We start from the raw sequence: 15,895 nt of genomic DNA on the forward strand, positions 1-15,895 counted from the left end.
GCGGCGATGCGATGTCGTATGTGATCACGGCCCCGGAGACGTTGACGGCGGCCGCCGGCGATTTGCAGGGAATCGGTTCGGCGATCGCCGCCGCCGACGGGGCGGCGGCCACCCCGACGACCATGGTGTTCCCCCCGGCCGCGGACGCGGTGTCCCTGCGCACCGCGGCTCTGTTCGCCACGTACGGCCAGCGCTACCAGGAGCTAGCGACGCGCGCGGAAGCCTTCCATCAGCGGCTCGTGCAGACACTGCTCGGCAGCAGCGATTCGTATGCCCAGGCCGAAGCCTCCAACGCGGCCGCCACGCAACTGACGCCGGCGCTGCCCTCGCAACAGACGGTGAGTGGAGGCTTGAGCTTGGCCAGCCAAGCGCCAAGCACCCCGACGACGACGTCGTCGACCAACGTGGCGTTGATCATGGGCGGCACCGGGAACCCGCAACCCACCCCCTCCTACGTGACTTCGGTCTACAACACCTACATCGCGCCGCATTACCCCGGCTATACGCCGGAGGGCCTGACCACGCCGGAGGACTTCTGGCCCGTCACCGGCCTCACGAGCGAAACGTTCGGCCAGTCGGTCCGACAGGGCGTGACGATACTGAACAACGCGATCCTGACCGAAACCGGCGCAGGCAATCATGTTGTCGTCCTGGGCTATTCGCAAAGCGCCACCATCGCCACCCTGGAAATGCGCTATCTGGACGCCCTGCCCGCAGCCATCCGGCCGAGTTCGGACCTGCTGTCGTTCGTGTTGCTCTCCGACCCAAACGTTCCGGGCACCGGTATCCTGACGCACTTCATCCCCGGCTTCGGGGCGTTTCACGTGGTGACCCCGGTGGACACCCTCTACCAGACCGCCATCTACACGCTGCAATACGACCCCGTCGCCTACTTCCCGCGGTCGATCTTCAACATTGCGGCCGACCTCAACGCCCTGTTGGGCTTCCCCTACCTGCACGGGACCTACCCGACTCTGAGCGCGGCGCAGGTCGCCACGGCCATCCAGACGCACATCGGGATGACCACCTACTACCTGATTCCCACACAAAACCTGCCCCTCCTGGACCCGCTGCGCCTGATCCCCGTCTTCGGCAACCCGCTGGCCGACCTGCTCCAGCCCTTCCTGCGCCCGTTCGTCGACTTCGGTTACGCCACCGGCCTTCCCGGACCGTTCCAGACCCTCTCGGTCACCGTTGCCGGTGGCCTGAGCCCGGTTGGCGCGCAGGCGATTCCGGAATCACTGTCCGCAGGGTTGAGCCTGCCACCGGAGTCGCTGGCAGCGGGGTTGAGCCTGCCGCCCGACCTCCATGTCGCGATCGACGGGTTCTAGCGGTCAGCGGATGGATTGCAGCGGGCCCGGGACCCGGCCGCCGGCCAGCGCGGCCGCGTCGTTGAGCAGTTCAACGAGCTGCATCGGGTACACCGTCTCGCCGGCCGCCGCCAGCCGGAGGATGTCCGCGGCATCGCACCAGCGGTGACCGTGGATGTAGCTGTGTTCCAAATTCGTTCGGCCCGCATCGGAGGGCTCGAACCGGCGGGTGCGGTAGACGAAATAGAACTCTTCACTGTCGATCAGGGAGCCGTTGAACTCGAACACCTCGTCGCGCCGCCAGACGGGGCCGACCATCTCGCCGGGTGCGACCCGCAGCCCGGTTTCTTCGGCCAGTTCCCGGGCGGCGGCCTCGGCCAACCGCTCCCCCTTGTGCACCTCGCCGCCGACGGTGATCCACCATTTCGGCGCTTCGTTCTTGAGTGGGTCGCGGCCGATCGCCGGATCCGATCCGCGCAGCAGCAGCACCGCGCCCGTTTCGTCGAGCAGGACGACGCGCGCCGACGTGCGGTGGTTGAGCACCCCGTGGTCGCCGTGGGCCAACGCGTGCGGCCGCTCGACGATTTCGAAATAGCTGGGTAGCGCGGCGGTCCCGCCGAGGCGAAGGGTTCGGACCAGGAACCGCTCGCGCAGTGCAAGGGTGTCGCGGACCGCGTCGTTGTGGAAGCGGCGGGCCAGCAGCACCCGGGCCTCGGCGTCGGCCAGCTCGGCGATCAGCCCGGCCGGCAGCGATGCCGGGTCGACGATCGCGAGCGCGGCCGACAGCTGGTTCTCGCAAGCCTCGCGGTCCTGCCGCGGCGCGGCCTCGGCGGCGTCGGCCAGCGCGGCCAGCCGCCTGCCCTCGGAGGCGCCGCCGTACGCGTCGATGGCGACCGCCCGGGCGACCACCGCGCGCCGCGCCAACGCTCCGTCGAGCGCCTGCCACGACAGGTCGTAGCGGACGTGGAGCCGGTCCAGCCGGTTCGCCGTCTGATAGGCCCAGGCGCCCAAGATGGCCAGCAGCCCGACCAGCACCGCGATGGCGACCATCCACGTCATCAGCCGGCCACCTCGACCTTGGCGCCGGACGCGGCGACCGTCTCGTAGACCCGCATGATCTGGCTGGCCACCACCGACCAGTCGTAGCGCTGGACGGCCGCCGAACCGGCGGCCACAAACCGTTCGCGCAGCACATCGTTTTCTAGCACCGAAACCAGGGCGTCCGCGAGCGCAGCGCCGTCACCGACGGGCACCAGGCACCCCACCTCGCCGTCGAGCAGCACCCGCCGAAAGGCGTCCAGGTCGCTGGCCACCACCGCGGTGCCGGCGGCCATGGCCTCGACCAGAACGATGCCGAAGCTCTCGCCGCCGACGTGCGGAGCGCAGTACACGTCGGCGCTGCGCATCGCCGACGCCTTCCCGGCATCGTCGACCTGACCCAAGAAGCGCATGTGCTTCACCAGTTCGCCTGCCTGGCCACGCAATTCGTCCTCATCGCCGCGACCGACGATGAGCAGTTGCACGTCCGGAAACCGCTGAACCACCCTGGGCAGCGCATCGAGCAGGACCGACATCCCCTTGCGCGGCTCGTCGTAGCGGCCCAAGAACAGCACCGTCTTGCCGGGCCGCGGGTAGCCGTCCAGCGGCGGCGCGGAGGCGAACGAGTCGACGTCCACCCCGTTGGGGATCTCGACCGCGTCGGTGCCCAGGGCCTCCATCTGCCAGCGGCGGGCCAGATCGGAGACCGCGATCCGCCCGACGATCTTTTCGTGCATCGGCCGCAGGATGCCCTGGAAGACGGTCAGCGTCAGCGACTTGGTGGTCGAGGTGTGAAACGTCGCGACGATGGGCCCCTCGGCGATGTTGAGGGCCAGCATCGACAGGCTGGGCGCGTTGGGCTCGTGCAGGTGCAGGACATCGAAGTCACCCAGCATGAGCCACCTCTTCACCTTGCGGTGCGTCGCCGGGCCGAACCGCAGCCGGGCCACCGAGCCGTTGTACGGAATCGGAACGGCCTTGCCGGCCGAGACGACGTAGTCGGGTAAGACCGCTTGCGGCGACGCCGGCGCCAGCACGCTCACCTCGTGCCCGCGGCGGCGCATCACCTCGGCCAGCTGCAGGACGTGCGACTGCACCCCGCCCGGTACGTCGAACGAGTAGGGGCACACCATCCCGATTCGCATCAGGTCTCCCGGAGGCGCGCCCGTTTAGCGTCGGACAGGTCGGCCAGCCACTGGGGTTGCAGCATGTGCCAATCCTCGGGGTACGCGGCGATGTTCTCGGCGAACTGGTCCGCCAAGGCCTGGGTGATCGCGCCGACGTCGCCGCTGCTGCAATCCAGCGGCGGCTGCATCCACACCCTCGAGCGGTCGTCCTCGAACCAGCAGTGCGACGGCAGCAGCGCCGCCCCGGTCTCGATCGCGAGCTTCGCCGGGCCCGCCGGCATCCGGGTGGGTTCGCCGAAGAAGTCGACCTGAACCCCGGTGCGGGTGAGGTCTCGCTCGGCCATCAGGCACACCACCCGGTTGGCCCGCAGCCGCTCGCACAACACCTCGAAGGGGGGCCGTTCGCCCCCGGACAGCGGCAGCACCTCGAAGCCGAGGCGTTCGCGGAAGGCAATGAAACGCCGGTACAGCGACTCGGGTTTGAGCCGCTCGGCAACCGTGGTGAAAGTGCCGTGTGTCTGCGCGAGCCACACCCCGGCCATGTCCCAATTGCCACTGTGCGGCAACGCACATATCGCGCCGCGGCCCGTGGCCAGCGCCGCCGCCAGATTGTCTTGCCCGTCGACCGAATCGTGGAGCTGGCTCGCCAGCTTGCGGTGGTCCATCGTCGGCAGCCGGAACGCCTCCCGCCAGTAGCGGGCGTAGGAGGCCAGCGAGGCCCGCATCAGCTCGTCGGGCACCTCGGCGGGCGGCACGCCGATGACACGGGCCAGGTTCTTGCGCAACTGCTCGGGGCCGCCGCCGCGGGCGGCGTAGCGCGCTCCCGTGTCAAACGCGGTGCGCGCCGCGAATTCCGGCATCGCCCGCACAGCCATCCAGCCGGCCGCGTATGTCCAGTCGGTCGCGGTGCGAGTCACCAGGCCGCCGATCATGGCTGACCCGTTCTCGGCATGCGCTCCGTCGCGCCGGGCGAGGTCCACACCGTGCGCATCCGCTGCAGGCAGGTGACCACGCTGGCCGCCGCCAGCAGCCACATCGCCACCGGCAGCGCCGGCGGCCAGGCCACAAACGGGAAGTCCGACACCCCGGCGCCGACCAGCACGATGATCAAGCGTTCCGGGCGTTCGATGAGGCCGCCGTCGCCGCGCAGCCCGCTGGCCTCGGCCCGCGCCTTGATGTAGGAGATCACCTGCGACGTGACGAGGCAGATCAACGTCGCCACCGCCAGCAGCTTGTCGTGCAGCCCGAAGGCCGCCCACCACAGCAGCCCGCAGAACACCGCCCCGTCGCTGACCCGGTCGCACGTGGCGTCCAGCACGGCGCCGAACCGGGTGCCGCCCCCGCGCTCGCGTGCCATGGCGCCGTCGAGCATGTCGAACAGCACGAAGAACCAGACGACCAGCGTGCCGATGAACAGCTTGCCCATCGGGAACAGCGTCAGCGCCCCGGCCACCGCCACGATGGTGCCCAGAACGGTGACCGCGTCCGGTGTCAGCCCGATCCGCAGGCACGCCCGGGCGGTCGGTGTGGTGAGCCGCGCGAACGCCGCTCGCGACAGGAACGGCACCTTACTCATGACTGGTTAGCCCACTCCGTGGCCAGCAGCCGGCGGGTTTCGCGCAGCAACTGCGGGATCACCTTGGACCCGCCGATGATGGTGATGAAGTTGGCGTCGCCGCCCCAGCGCGGCACGACGTGCACGTGCAGGTGTTCAGCCAGCGACCCGCCCGCCGAGGTGCCCAGATTGAGGCCGACGTTGAAGCCGTGCGGCCGCGACACGTTCTTGATGACGCGAATAGCCTTCTGTATGAAGGCCATCAGCTCCGCGCTCTCCTCGACGGTGAGGTCCTCCAGCTCGGACACCCGCCGATACGGCACCACCATCAGGTGCCCCGGGTTGTAGGGGTAGAGGTTGAGGACGGCGTAGACCAGTTCGCCGCGGGCGACCACCAGGCCTTCCTCGTCGGACAGTTGCGGGATGTCGGTGAACGGTTGCTCGGTCTTGCCGTTATCGCGCTTCATCGGCGCTTCGGCGAGATACGTCATCCGGTAGGGCGTCCACAACCGTTGCAGGTGGTCGCTCTGGCCGACACCGGTGTCCAGGATGGTGTCATCGACGCGGTCGTCGGGATCACTCACCGCCGGTTACCTTCACGAGTTCGGCTGTGGGGACGGCGTTTTCGCGATCCGCGATCCAAGCCACGATGGCGTCGACGGCGCTGTCGCGGGGCACGCCGTTGATCTGGGTGCGGTCGCCGAAGCGGAAACTCACCGCCTCCGCCTGGACGTCGCGGTCACCGGCCAGCAGCATGAACGGCACCTTCTGGCCGGTGTGGTGGACGATCTTCTTGGCCATCCTATCGTCGCTGCCGTCCACCTCGACCCGCACTCCGTGCGATTTCAGCTGCGCGGCAACGCTGTTCAGGTAGGGCAGGTGTTCGTCGGCGACCGGGATGCCGACCACCTGCACGGGCGCCAGCCACGCCGGGAAGGCCCCCGCGTAGTGCTCGGTGAGGATGCCGAAGAACCGCTCGATCGACCCGAACAGCGCGCGGTGGATCATCACGGGCCGCTGCCGGGTTCCGTCCGGGGCGGTGTACTCCAGCTCGAAGCGTTCCGGGAAGTTGAAGTCCACCTGGATGGTCGACATCTGCCAACTACGGCCCAGCGCATCCCGGGCCTGCACGGAAATCTTCGGGCCGTAGAACGCGGCGCCGCCGGGGTCGGGAACCAGTTCCAGGCCCGACTCGGCCGCCACCTCGGCAAGCGAGTTGGTGGCCTGCTCCCACATCTCGTCGGTGCCGACGAACTTCTCCGGGTCCTTGGTGGAGAGCTCCAGATAGAAGTTTTCCAGGCCGTAGTCGCCCAGCAGTTCGAGCACGAACCGCAGCAGCGACGCCAATTCGCCGTGCAGCTGCTCGCGGGTGCAGAAGATGTGCGAATCGTCCATCGTGAACCCGCGCGCCCGGGTGAGCCCGTGCACCACACCGGACTTCTCGTAACGGTAGACGGTCCCGAACTCGAAGAGCCGCAACGGAAGTTCGCGATAGGAACGCCCTCGCGACCGGAAGATCAGCGTGTGCATCGGGCAGTTCATCGGCTTGAGGTAGTAGTCCTGCCCCGGCTTGCGCACGGTGCCGTCCTCGCCCAGTTCGGCGTCCAGGTGCATCGGCGGGAACATCCCGTCGGCGTACCAGTCCAGGTGGCCCGAGGTGTGGAAGAGCTGCGCCTTGGTGATGTGCGGAGTGTTGACGAATTCGTAACCGGCCTCGATGTGCTTGCGCCGCGAATACTCCTCGAGCTCCCTGCGCACCACGCCGCCCTTGGGGTGGAAAACGGCCAGCCCGGAACCGATCTCGTCGGGGAAGCTGAACAGGTCCAGCTCGGTGCCCAGCTTGCGGTGGTCGCGGCGCTGCGCTTCCGTGAGCAGCTCGAGGTGGCGGTCCAGCGCCTCCTGCGACTCCCACGCCGTGCCGTAGATGCGTTGCAGGCTGGCGTTCTTCTGGTCGCCCCGCCAGTAGGCGGCGGAGCTTCGGGTCAGCTTGAACGCCGGGATGTGCTTGGTGGTCGGGATGTGCGGTCCGCGGCACAGGTCGCCCCAAACCCGTTCGCGGCTGCGGGGATTGAGGTTGTCGTAGGCGGTGAGCTCGTCGCCGCCCACCTCCATGATGTCTGGGTCACCGGACTTGTCGTCGACGAGTTCGAGCTTGTAGGGCTCGTTCGCCAACTCCGCGCGCGCCTGGTCCTTGGACTCGTAGACCCGGCGCTCGAACAGCTGTCCGTCTTTGACGATCTGGCGCATCCGCTTCTCCAGCGCCGCCAGATCCTCGGGGGTGAACGGCTCCGCCACGTCGAAGTCGTAGTAGAAGCCATCGGTGATGGGCGGCCCGATCCCCAACTTGGCGTGGGGGAACATTCCCTGGACGGCCTGGGCCAACACGTGCGCGGCCGAATGCCGGATGACGCTGCGGCCCTCGTCGGTGTTGGCGGCGACGGGGACGACCTCGACGTCGGCGTCGGGCACCCAGCTCAGGTCGCGCAGCTTGCCGTCGGCGTCGCGCACCACCACGATCGCGTCCGGCGCCCCCCGGCCCGGCAGCCCAGCCTCGCGGACCGCGGCGGCCGCCGTAGTGCCGGCGGGAACCCGGATGGGGGCCTGCGGGTCGCCGCCATCGGCCTGCGGCGATCGCAAGCCCGGCTCGGCCGGGCGCTGCGGGTCGCCGCCATCGGCCTGCGGCGATCGCAAGCCCGGCTCGGCCGGGCGCTGCGGGTCGCCGCCATCGGCCTGCGGGGTGGGCTGTGCGGCGGCACTCATCGGGTCAATTCTCCAGGCTTGGGCATGTCGGAACGATCGCGACCATGCTATCCGTGTGGCCGACCGCGGCCCCACACCGCCGGGCCGCCACTGATTGACCCCTCGATCGAAGTGCGCCTACCGTGCCAGCGTGGTTACCACCATCGAACGGTTGGCCGGGTGGGCCGCTGACCTTCGTCTCGACGATGTCCCCGACGCGGTGGTCGACCTGTGCCGTACCCAACGCCGATCCGTGTTCGCGGCCACGGCCGCATCGGCCGGCGACGTCGCGTCACGGCGTGTGCTCGCCGGCGTCGAAAGCTGGGCCGGCGACGGGCCTGCGGTGGTGCCGGGATTGCACCGTTCCGTCGCCGTCGACGACGCCCTCTACGCCGCGGCCGCGTTGTCGATCGCGCTCGACTTCGACGACTACATGTGCTTCGCGCCCGCCGGCCACTCCGCCGTCTGGGTACCGGTACTCCTGGCCGCCGAGGCCGGCGCCTCGGCGGCCGAGCAACTCACCGCCCAGGTGGCGGCCAACGAGCTCGAGGCCCGCTTGGGGGGCGCCTGCCTGCTCGGGCCGCTCAATGGCCAGCTGTGGTCGTTCGTGCATGCCGCCGGAGCCGCCGTCAGCGCTGGGCTGCTGCTCGGACTCGATGCGGGACGGTTGGCCCATGCCCTGGCCCTTGCCCTCTACCAGGCTCCGCGCCCCACCGTGCCGGGCTTCATGGCCCCCGATTCGAAGCTGCTGACGGCCGCGGAACCGACTGTGGCCGGCGTCCGGGCCGCCCGACTCGCCGCCAGCGGCGTCACCGGTCCGCTGGACGCCCTCGACCACCCGCAGGGCTTCTTCGATGCGTTCTCCTACGCGCCGCTGCCCGCACTTCTGGGTGGTCTCGGCTCCGGTTGGGCGACACGGACTCTGAGCGTCAAGCGGTATCCGGGCTGCGCTTATGTCGACACGGCCGTCGACGCGCTGCACGAACTCGGGCCGCCGCCAGCCGCCGAGGTCGCGTCCGTGGTCGTCGATGCGGGCGTGCTGACGTGCGGGATGGATGCCATGTCGCACGGGTACACGGCCGGCCGCGTGCCCACACCGGTGACCATCAACTTCTCGATCCCGTGGACCGTGGCCGCCACGCTTGTTGCCGGGCGGCTCACACCGGACGAAGTCAACGAGGAATGGCTGGCCGGCCACCACCGCGAGCTCGCCGAGGTCGCCGACCGGGTGTCGTTGCGGCACGACTGGTCGCTCACCCTGCGAACGGCCGAAGCGATGGCACCGCTTCTTCCGGTTCGCGCCATGACGGCCGGCACGCCGACGCGCCGGCTGCTCGGCGCCCTTCGGCGAACTCGCCGGGAACACAAGGGCGTTCGCTTCGCCCTCGGCGACGGCATCGCTCTACTCCGCGCCCTGCGGGACGGCGGACTCGGCGCGGCCGGGCGAGCGGCAACAGGACAGTTGTGGGCGCCGGCAGCACTCGACGCATTCACGATGACTTTCCCGGCCCGGGTGCGGGTCAGGCTGCGCGGCGGCCGGGAGTTGGCGGCCGAATGCGATGTTCCCCACGGCGGAGCCGGCAACGTGAAGACCAGTCCCGACGCGGTCAGCCGCGAAAAGCTCTTGGGCAGTGGACCTGCGGTGTGGGGCCAAAAGCGGTCCGACGACATCTTCGCGGCGATCGACGCCGACGCCGACGACCTGTGGCGCCTGCTCGCTCGTCAGGGCTGACCGGGCTTGAGCCGGACGAACAGGGCCTCGGCTTCGGTCAGCAGCGTGTCGCCGTCGGTCAACCGGCCGGACACGAAGATCTTGCGACCGTCGACCCGGTCGACGCCGGCGTCGAAGTGCAATTCCTTCTCGATCGGCACGATGTGGCGGTAGTCGATCTTGAGGGAGGCGGTGCGCTGGTAGGGACCCCCGGTCAGCACCGAGGACGTCAACCCAAGCACGCTGTCGAACAACATTCCCAGGCATCCGCCGTGCACGGCGCCGTTGCGGCCGAGATGGAACCGGCCGAACCGGGCGGAGCCCTGGATGCGGCCGTCGTCGGTCTTGCGGGCCTTCATGGGCACGCTCAGGATGTTGCCGCGCATCGGCAGGTCCATCCGGCGCCCCGACGGAGAGTTCCATTCGTCGGCGTCGAACGGGCTCAGCAGCGCCGACACCTTGTCCAGCAGGTCGGCGGCCTCGGTGATCACCGCGTCGGGGGCGTCCACGGCGCGGGCGTGGTCCTGCAGGGTGCGCACGGCGTCGATGAACCTGCCGTAGTCGGGGCCGCCCTTGGTCGTCGGCTCCGGCGGATTGAACCCACCGCCGGGATGCCCGGCCTGTCCGCTGGTCACCCGGACACCGTAGCCGGGCCACGAGACTGCAACTACGGACGGGCCGACCCGCGAAACGCGTCGTGGAATACAGTTTCGCGGGCCAAACTGAGAGTCAGACCGTCTGTTGAGCCCCGGCCGCCGAGAGGGTGTCGAACTCCTCGTCGGACAGCGTGATCTCGGCGGCGGCGACGTTCTCCTCCAAATGCGCCACCTTCGACGTGCCCGGAATGGGCAGCATCACCGGCGACCGCTTCAGCAACCAGGCCAGCGCGAGTTGCGACGGGCTCGCGTGGTGCTCGGCGGCGATGCGCTGCAGCGGGCCGTCGGCGGCTGCCAGCGGCCCGGCCGCCAGCGGGAACCACGGGATGAACCCGATGCCCTGCTCGGTCGCGGCGTCCAGCAGCGGTTCGGCGCCCCGGGCGGACAGGTTGTACATGTTCTGCACCGAGACGATCTCGGTGATCTTCTGGGCCTCCGCCAGCTGGTCGACGTTGACCTCCGACAGGCCGATGTGGCGGATCTTGCCTTCGTTCTTCAGCGTCAGCAGCTCGCCCACCTGGTCGGCCAGCGGGAAGTCGCGGTCGATGCGGTGCAGCTGGAACAGGTCGATGGTGTCGACGCCGAGGCGGCGCAGGCTCATTTCGCATTCCTGGCGCAGATAGCTCGGGTTGCCCAGCGGGATCCAGACGTCCGGTCCGGTGCGCAGCAGGCCCGCCTTGGTCGCGATGACCAGCCCGTCGTACGGGTGCAGCGCCTCGCGAATGATCTCCTCGGCGATGTAGGGACCGTAGGAGTCGGCGGTGTCGATGAAGTTCACGCCGAGTTCGACGGCGCGCCGCAACACCCTGACGGCCTCGTCGCGGTCAGCCGGCGGCCCCCAGACGCCCTTCCCGGTCAGGCGCATGGCGCCGAAGCCGAGCCGGTTGACGGTCAGGTCGCCGCCGAGGGTGATCGTTCCGGACGCTTCTGCAACGGTTTTCGAGTTCTGTGCGGTCACTTTTACGACCGTACGCCGGAAATGTCGGCGCGCATCCCGGCGTGGCAAGCTGGGCGGGTGGACTTAGCAGCGCTCGAGGGGCTCCCGCTGACCTACACCGAGGTGGGCGCGACGGCCTCCGGCACGCTGCCCGCGGGTTACGGCCACCTGCACACCGAAACCCAGATCGGCACGGGCCGGCAGCGCTTCGAGCAAGCCGCCCACGCCGTCATGCGCTGGGGCATGCAGCACGGGGCCGGCCTGCGGGTGAAGGCCAGCTCCGAGGTCGCCGAGCTCGACACGGTGGTGGTGGTGCGCATGGGTTTCCTGCCCGCGCCGTGCCGGGTCGTCTATGTCGTCGACGAACCCGACATCCGCGGATTCGCCTACGGCACCCTGCCCGGACACCCGGAATCCGGCGAGGAACGCTTCGTGGTCCGGCATGACCCCGTCACCTCCGCGGTGTTCGCGGAGGTGACGGCGTTCTCGCGGCCGGCCACCTGGTGGAGCAAGGCCGCGAGGCCGGTCGTGTCGGTGGCCCAGCGCGTCATCGCCAAGCGCTATCTGCGCGGCGTCTGAGCCGATCACCGGCGTGGCCGACGCCCTGGCGCCGCACGGGCCCGACGCCCGGCTATGCCCCGGGCAGGACCGCTGTTGCGTCGTGCTGACCCCGGGCGACGGGTAGCCCGCCGCTACTTGCCCCAGCCGGACAGCAAACGCTCTGCGCCCGAACACATTTCGTCGATCACCTCGGCGACCGGTGCGTCGTCGCGGATCATCCCGACGCCCTGACCGGCGTCCACCGGGGCGACCCGGCGGTCGTCGGCCGCGATGGACGCCGCGAGTTGGTCGCAGGCCTGCGGGTCGAGCGCGTCCTCCTTGCCGGTCCAGCGCTCGACGAAGTCGTTGGTCAACACCCGGGACGGGAATCGCGCGGGCCACGGCCGGGCCTGGGCGACGTCGAAGGCCCGGGTGACCGCGGTGTCGGTGGCCCGGGCCGCGATCAGTGCGCGGCGGCTGCCGTCGCCGGAGAGCGCCTCGGGACAGGCGGCCAGGCGGGTGCCCACCCACGCGCCGCTCGCCCCGGCGGCCAGCACGGCGGCCAGGCTGCGCGCCGACGCGACCCCGCCGCCGGCGAGCACCGGCACCGAGACGGCATCCAGCACACTGTCGAGCAACGGCAGGGTCGCGAGCTTCGTCTCCCCGTGCCCGCCGCCCTCCGAGCCCCGGGCCACCAGAATGTCGACGCCGGCATCGGCCGCCGCTCGCGCCCCGAGGCCGTCGTACACCTGGGTGGCGGTCGGGATCCCGGCGTCGTGGGCTTTGGCGACCCATGACCAGTCGGTGCCGAAACTGACCGACAGCAGCGCCGGCCGCGCGGCCAGGGCGTCGTCCAGCAGACCCGCCTCGGTGCGCATCACCCAATCGACCAGGCCGATGCCGAACCTGCCCCGCACGTGCTCCAGCTGGGTCCGGAGCAGTTCCCTCGTCGCGACGCTGCCCATGCCGACCATGCCCAGACCGCCCGCGGCCGTGACCGCCGCGGCCAGCCGGCCACCGGCGACCCCGCCCATCGGCGCGTTGACGATCGGTACCCGCAGCCCGAAGTCCCGTGACCAGGGCGTGGAAAGCATCGGCTAGTGAGCCGAGGGGATGGTCTTGAGGACGGTCAGCATGACCACCGAATCCTCGACCGCCTGCAGGGCGTGCCGTTCCCGCGGGATCGCGACATAGTCGCCGGCCTTGCCGTCCCACGCGTCGGCGCCGGTGGTCAGGCGGACGTGACCCTGCAGCACCTGCAGCGTCGACTCACCCGGGTTGTCGTGCTCGGAAAGTTCGTGGCCGCCAAGCAAAGCCAGCACCGTCTGCCGGAGCTCGTGGGTGTGGCCACCGTGGATGGTGTGGGCAGCCCGCCCGCTGTGCGATTCCTTGGCCTCGGCCAGCTTTTCGGATGCGAGGCCGGTCAACGAGATCGATTCCATAGCTGAGTCCTTTGCGGTTGAGCGGAGGCGATCAGGCCGTCAGTAGCAGTATCCCCGCCACGACGAGCGCGCCAACCTTGACCACCTCCAAGGCCACATACACGTAGTGGGCTCGGGAACGCGGCCCCTCCGACCCGGCGAGCACACTGTCGGATCGCCGCGTCAATCGCGGGCGCACCGCGATCAACTGCAGGGCCAGCGCGCCGACGGCGACGAAGATCGCCGCGGCGGTGCCCGCCCGCGTCGGGCCGGCGACCACGATCGCCAGGACGACAAGGGCGAAGCAGACCTCGACGGTGTTGAGAGCGCGAAACACCAGGCGCCCGATGCCGAGCCCGATCTGCAAGGTCACGTTGGGCGCGCGGAACTTCAGCGGCGCTTCCAGGAAGGAAATGGCCAGCACCATGCCGAGCCACACGAAGGTGACGGCGACGGCGATCGCCGGGCCGGTGCTCATGTGGCCGCGTTCTGCAACGCCAGGTGCGCCACACACAGATCCGGTTCGACGAACGCGTCGAGCCGCTCGACTGACACCGGCGCCCCCCAGGCCTCCATGGCGCCCTGCATGAGGCCCAGGTGCACGGGACAGACGACGGTGGTCCGGTTTTCGGCCAACTCCAGGAACGGGCAGTGCCGCAGGCCGACCTGTTGGTCCCCGTCGGCCGCCCGGCGCTCGGGCGCGAAGCCGAGTTCGTCGAGCATGTTGACCAGATGGTCGATGGCGTCGTCGGCGCTGGCGGGCCGCGTGGGCACCGCTTCCAGGCTGGATTCCAGTTTGTGCCCCCAGGCCCGGCCCGCGGCCTGGGCCTTGGCGCCCGCATCACGTTCTCCGGCGAACGCCGTGGCCAGGATCTCGGCGAGCAGGCGGTAGTGCCGCGTGCCGCCGCGGTCCATCTGCCGGACGGCGCGGAACATCAGCGGAGGGCGGCCCGGCCCCTTGCGGCCCGGTTCGACATGCTCCACTTGCCCGTCGCCGACCAGGCTGTCGAGGTGAAAGCGAACGGTGTTCGGGTGCACGCCCAGCATTTCGGCGATCGCGGCGATGCTCATGGGGTCGGGTGATCTGCGCAAGACCCGCAGCACCTCGCGGCGCCGGCTGGCGGATTCCCCGATCGACGGGGGCGGCAACTTCACGGGACCCTCACGCTCCTTCCGCTTGGTCGGCCCTCGGCTGAGCGGCCACCAAAGGCGTGTCTACACCGAGCGGCCCCAGCTTGGCCGCCCCACCTGGAGATCCCAAGGGGGCGTCGCGGCCCGGCAGCGTCTCGGCGAAGAACGCCTCATTGTCGGCCAGGTACGGTCTGAGCTCCTCGGGCAGGTCGTCTTCGTAGTAGATGGCGTCGACCGGGCACACCGGTTCGCACGCGCCGCAGTCCACGCATTCGTCGGGATGGATGTAGAGCGCCCGGCCGCCCTCGTAGATGCAGTCGACGGGGCACTCCTCCACACAGGCACGGTCCATCACGTCGATGCACGGCTTTCCGATCACGTACGTCATGCGGCTGAGTTTACACAATGACTCTTGTAAAAACGAGGGCCTAGGGAGAACATCCGCCGGCATAGCGGTCGACGGCCTAAACGCTTTGGGCCGACGCCGGTTTCGCGTCTTCGGGATGGGCGAGCCGGTATACCTCGATCAGCCGCGCCACATCGGTGGGGGTGACGATGCCGACCACCTGGTCGCCCTCGAACACCAGGGCGCGGCTGCGCGGACCGGCGGGCGCCATGCGCTCCAGCAGGGCGGTCAGCGGCTCCTGGGGAGCACCGGAGGGCACCTCGTGCAGCGGTTGCGCGACGTCGCCGACGGTGGTGGTGGTGCGCCGCCCGGGCGCGACGTCCCGCAACTGCCGCAGCGTGATCAGCCCCGAGACCGCGCCACTCTGGTCGACGACCGGGTACGCCGAGTGGCGGTCGCCGAGCACGTAGCGCTGGACGAAGTCGTCGACGGTGATCCACCCGGGAGCGGTATGGGGCCGGGCCGTCATGGCGTCGGCGACGCGCACCCCCGAAAACATCTGCTGGGTCGATATCCGCATCTCCTCTTCGCGACTGGCCGCGAAGATGAACCAGCCGATGAAGGCCAACCAGACGCCGCCGACGAGCCCGCCCAACAGGAATTCGGCCAAGCCCAACGCGATCAGGATGAACGCGACCACCCGGCCGGCGTGCGCGGCCCCGATGCTGGCGCGCACGCTGTCGCCGTGGCGGCGCCACAGGAAGGCGCGCAGCACCCGGCCACCGTCCAAGGGCGCGCCCGGAAGCAGGTTGAACAGGCCCAGCAGCAGGTTGATGCCCGCCAGCCAGGAGGCGACGCCGACCACGATGGGGGCGGCGCCGGCCATCGGCAGCACCACAACGAGGCCGCCGAAGAGGGCCGCCAGCGCAAGGCTGGTGGCCGGGCCGGCAATCGCGATCCGCAACGCCGCCCGGGGTGTCTTCGCCTCGCCGCCCAGGGTCGTCACACCGCCGAACAGCCAGAGCGTCACGCTCCCCACGGCCACCCCGGCGCGGCGGGCGACCACGGCGTGCGCCAGTTCGTGCGCCACCAGCGAGGCCAGCAGCACCAGCGCGCCACACGCTCCGGCCGCCCAGTAGGCGACCGGCGAATACCCCTTGACGCTGCCGGGAAGGGTGCTTGCCAGGCTCCAGGTGAACAACCACAGAATGACCAGCACGCTCCAGTGGACATTCACCGGAAAGCCGGCGATCCGCCGCAGCGGGATCGCATCGCGCACCTCAAACCTCCAAAGTCGTTGCGGCCGGGCGATTAGACCGCCGTCTCCTCTCCGAAAGTAGGGCGGCGCCGGGGTCGTCACTAGGGCCGTTGGACCTCGCTGGCG

At 69.8% G+C, this 15,895-nt stretch carries 17 protein-coding genes and 1 pseudogene; 4 read left to right on the forward strand and 14 right to left on the reverse strand.

Annotated features, from left to right (window positions below; translation table 11 throughout):
- Positions 1 to 11: 11 nt before the first annotated feature.
- Entirely contained in the window at positions 12 to 1,331 is a 1,320-nt protein-coding gene (locus C1737_RS09140; RefSeq protein ID WP_067918599.1) for a PE-PPE domain-containing protein, read from the forward strand.
- A gap of 3 nt (positions 1,332 to 1,334) precedes the next feature.
- Here the strand turns inward: C1737_RS09140 and C1737_RS09145 are convergent, their stop codons facing one another.
- Genes C1737_RS09145 through thrS form a run of 6 tightly spaced genes read right to left on the reverse strand, consistent with a single transcriptional unit; the run spans position 1,335 to position 7,790 of the window.
- Positions 1,335 to 2,369: an NUDIX domain-containing protein gene (locus tag C1737_RS09145; RefSeq protein WP_067918601.1), complete on the reverse strand. Its 1,035-nt coding sequence runs from the start codon at positions 2,367 to 2,369 to the stop codon at positions 1,335 to 1,337.
- Entirely contained in the window at positions 2,369 to 3,493 is a 1,125-nt protein-coding gene (locus tag C1737_RS09150) for a glycosyltransferase family 4 protein (protein WP_102417928.1), read from the reverse strand. The genes C1737_RS09145 and C1737_RS09150 overlap by 1 nt, the downstream gene beginning before the upstream one ends.
- Positions 3,493 to 4,407 carry a phosphatidylinositol mannoside acyltransferase gene (locus C1737_RS09155; protein WP_102419870.1) on the reverse strand — a complete coding sequence of 305 codons (915 nt, stop codon included), beginning with the start codon at positions 4,405 to 4,407 and terminating at the stop codon, positions 3,493 to 3,495. The genes C1737_RS09150 and C1737_RS09155 overlap by 1 nt, the downstream gene beginning before the upstream one ends.
- Positions 4,404 to 5,051 carry a phosphatidylinositol phosphate synthase gene (gene pgsA, locus C1737_RS09160; RefSeq protein WP_067918604.1) on the reverse strand — a complete coding sequence of 216 codons (648 nt, stop codon included), beginning with the start codon at positions 5,049 to 5,051 and terminating at the stop codon, positions 4,404 to 4,406. The genes C1737_RS09155 and pgsA overlap by 4 nt, the downstream gene beginning before the upstream one ends.
- Entirely contained in the window at positions 5,048 to 5,614 is a 567-nt protein-coding gene (locus C1737_RS09165; protein ID WP_067918606.1) for an HIT domain-containing protein, read from the reverse strand. The genes pgsA and C1737_RS09165 overlap by 4 nt, the downstream gene beginning before the upstream one ends.
- A complete protein-coding gene (thrS, locus tag C1737_RS09170) occupies positions 5,607 to 7,790 on the reverse strand; it encodes a threonine--tRNA ligase (RefSeq protein WP_102417929.1) in 2,184 nt (727 codons plus the stop codon). Before thrS ends, C1737_RS09165 begins: the two co-directional genes overlap by 8 nt.
- A gap of 130 nt (positions 7,791 to 7,920) precedes the next feature.
- Here thrS and C1737_RS09175 point away from each other — a divergent pair, with 130 nt between their 5' ends.
- The gene (locus C1737_RS09175; protein WP_158243961.1) at positions 7,921 to 9,501 is read left to right on the forward strand and encodes an MmgE/PrpD family protein; all 1,581 of its coding nucleotides are present in this window, start codon (positions 7,921 to 7,923) and stop codon (positions 9,499 to 9,501) included.
- Here the strand turns inward: C1737_RS09175 and C1737_RS09180 are convergent.
- Both C1737_RS09180 and C1737_RS09185 read right to left on the reverse strand, forming a co-directional pair.
- Positions 9,492 to 10,115, reverse strand: coding sequence for a PaaI family thioesterase (locus C1737_RS09180; protein WP_102417931.1), 624 nt, complete (start codon positions 10,113 to 10,115; stop codon positions 9,492 to 9,494). The genes C1737_RS09175 and C1737_RS09180 overlap by 10 nt on opposite strands.
- 94 nt (positions 10,116 to 10,209) lie before the next feature.
- Entirely contained in the window at positions 10,210 to 11,094 is an 885-nt protein-coding gene (locus C1737_RS09185; protein WP_068097145.1) for an aldo/keto reductase, read from the reverse strand.
- Positions 11,095 to 11,151: 57 nt separating this feature from the next.
- Between C1737_RS09185 and C1737_RS09190 the strand changes: the two genes are divergently transcribed.
- Complete coding sequence (locus tag C1737_RS09190) at positions 11,152 to 11,652, forward strand: DUF1990 family protein (protein WP_067918616.1); 501 nt, start codon at positions 11,152 to 11,154, stop codon at positions 11,650 to 11,652.
- 4 nt (positions 11,653 to 11,656) lie between these two features.
- Positions 11,657 to 11,758: pseudogene (locus tag C1737_RS09195) on the forward strand (transcriptional regulator); the annotation flags it as partial.
- Positions 11,759 to 11,765: 7 nt separating this feature from the next.
- Here C1737_RS09195 and C1737_RS09200 read toward each other — a convergent pair.
- The 6 genes from C1737_RS09200 to C1737_RS09225 form a co-directional block, all read right to left on the reverse strand.
- On the reverse strand, positions 11,766 to 12,707 hold the full coding sequence (locus C1737_RS09200) for a nitronate monooxygenase family protein (protein WP_067918618.1): 942 nt from the start codon (positions 12,705 to 12,707) through the stop codon (positions 11,766 to 11,768).
- A 3-nt stretch (positions 12,708 to 12,710) separates the two neighbouring features.
- Entirely contained in the window at positions 12,711 to 13,055 is a 345-nt protein-coding gene (locus C1737_RS09205; RefSeq protein ID WP_067918620.1) for a cupin domain-containing protein, read from the reverse strand.
- Between the two features lie 31 nt (positions 13,056 to 13,086).
- On the reverse strand, positions 13,087 to 13,512 hold the full coding sequence (locus C1737_RS09210; protein WP_067918621.1) for a hypothetical protein: 426 nt from the start codon (positions 13,510 to 13,512) through the stop codon (positions 13,087 to 13,089).
- The gene (locus C1737_RS09215; protein ID WP_067918623.1) at positions 13,509 to 14,189 is read right to left on the reverse strand and encodes a metalloregulator ArsR/SmtB family transcription factor; all 681 of its coding nucleotides are present in this window, start codon (positions 14,187 to 14,189) and stop codon (positions 13,509 to 13,511) included. The genes C1737_RS09210 and C1737_RS09215 overlap by 4 nt, the downstream gene beginning before the upstream one ends.
- Positions 14,190 to 14,196: 7 nt before the next feature.
- Positions 14,197 to 14,553, reverse strand: coding sequence for a ferredoxin (gene fdxA, locus C1737_RS09220; protein ID WP_067918625.1), 357 nt, complete (start codon positions 14,551 to 14,553; stop codon positions 14,197 to 14,199).
- 76 nt (positions 14,554 to 14,629) lie between these two features.
- Positions 14,630 to 15,790, reverse strand: a complete 1,161-nt coding sequence (locus C1737_RS09225; RefSeq protein ID WP_102417932.1) for a site-2 protease family protein — start codon at positions 15,788 to 15,790, stop codon at positions 14,630 to 14,632.
- Between the last annotated feature and the right edge of the window lie 105 nt (positions 15,791 to 15,895).

This window comes from Mycobacterium sp. 4858, assembly GCF_900240975.1.
Taxonomy (GTDB): Bacteria; Actinomycetota; Actinomycetes; order Mycobacteriales; family Mycobacteriaceae; genus Mycobacterium.

Excerpts from the sequence above, each read along its gene's own strand:
- C1737_RS09140 (WP_067918599.1), top strand. The coding sequence starts at position 12 with ATGTCGTATGTGATCACGGCCCCGGAGACGTTGACGGCGGCCGCCGGC.
- C1737_RS09145 (WP_067918601.1), bottom strand. The coding sequence starts at position 2,369 with ATGACGTGGATGGTCGCCATCGCGGTGCTGGTCGGGCTGCTGGCCATC.
- C1737_RS09150 (WP_102417928.1), bottom strand. The coding sequence starts at position 3,493 with ATGCGAATCGGGATGGTGTGCCCCTACTCGTTCGACGTACCGGGCGGG.
- C1737_RS09155 (WP_102419870.1), bottom strand. The coding sequence starts at position 4,407 with ATGATCGGCGGCCTGGTGACTCGCACCGCGACCGACTGGACATACGCG.
- pgsA (WP_067918604.1), bottom strand. The coding sequence starts at position 5,051 with ATGAGTAAGGTGCCGTTCCTGTCGCGAGCGGCGTTCGCGCGGCTCACC.
- thrS (WP_102417929.1), bottom strand. The coding sequence starts at position 7,790 with ATGAGTGCCGCCGCACAGCCCACCCCGCAGGCCGATGGCGGCGACCCG.
- C1737_RS09200 (WP_067918618.1), bottom strand. The coding sequence starts at position 12,707 with ATGCTTTCCACGCCCTGGTCACGGGACTTCGGGCTGCGGGTACCGATC.
- C1737_RS09205 (WP_067918620.1), bottom strand. The coding sequence starts at position 13,055 with ATGGAATCGATCTCGTTGACCGGCCTCGCATCCGAAAAGCTGGCCGAG.
- C1737_RS09210 (WP_067918621.1), bottom strand. The coding sequence starts at position 13,512 with ATGAGCACCGGCCCGGCGATCGCCGTCGCCGTCACCTTCGTGTGGCTC.
- fdxA (WP_067918625.1), bottom strand. The coding sequence starts at position 14,553 with ATGACGTACGTGATCGGAAAGCCGTGCATCGACGTGATGGACCGTGCC.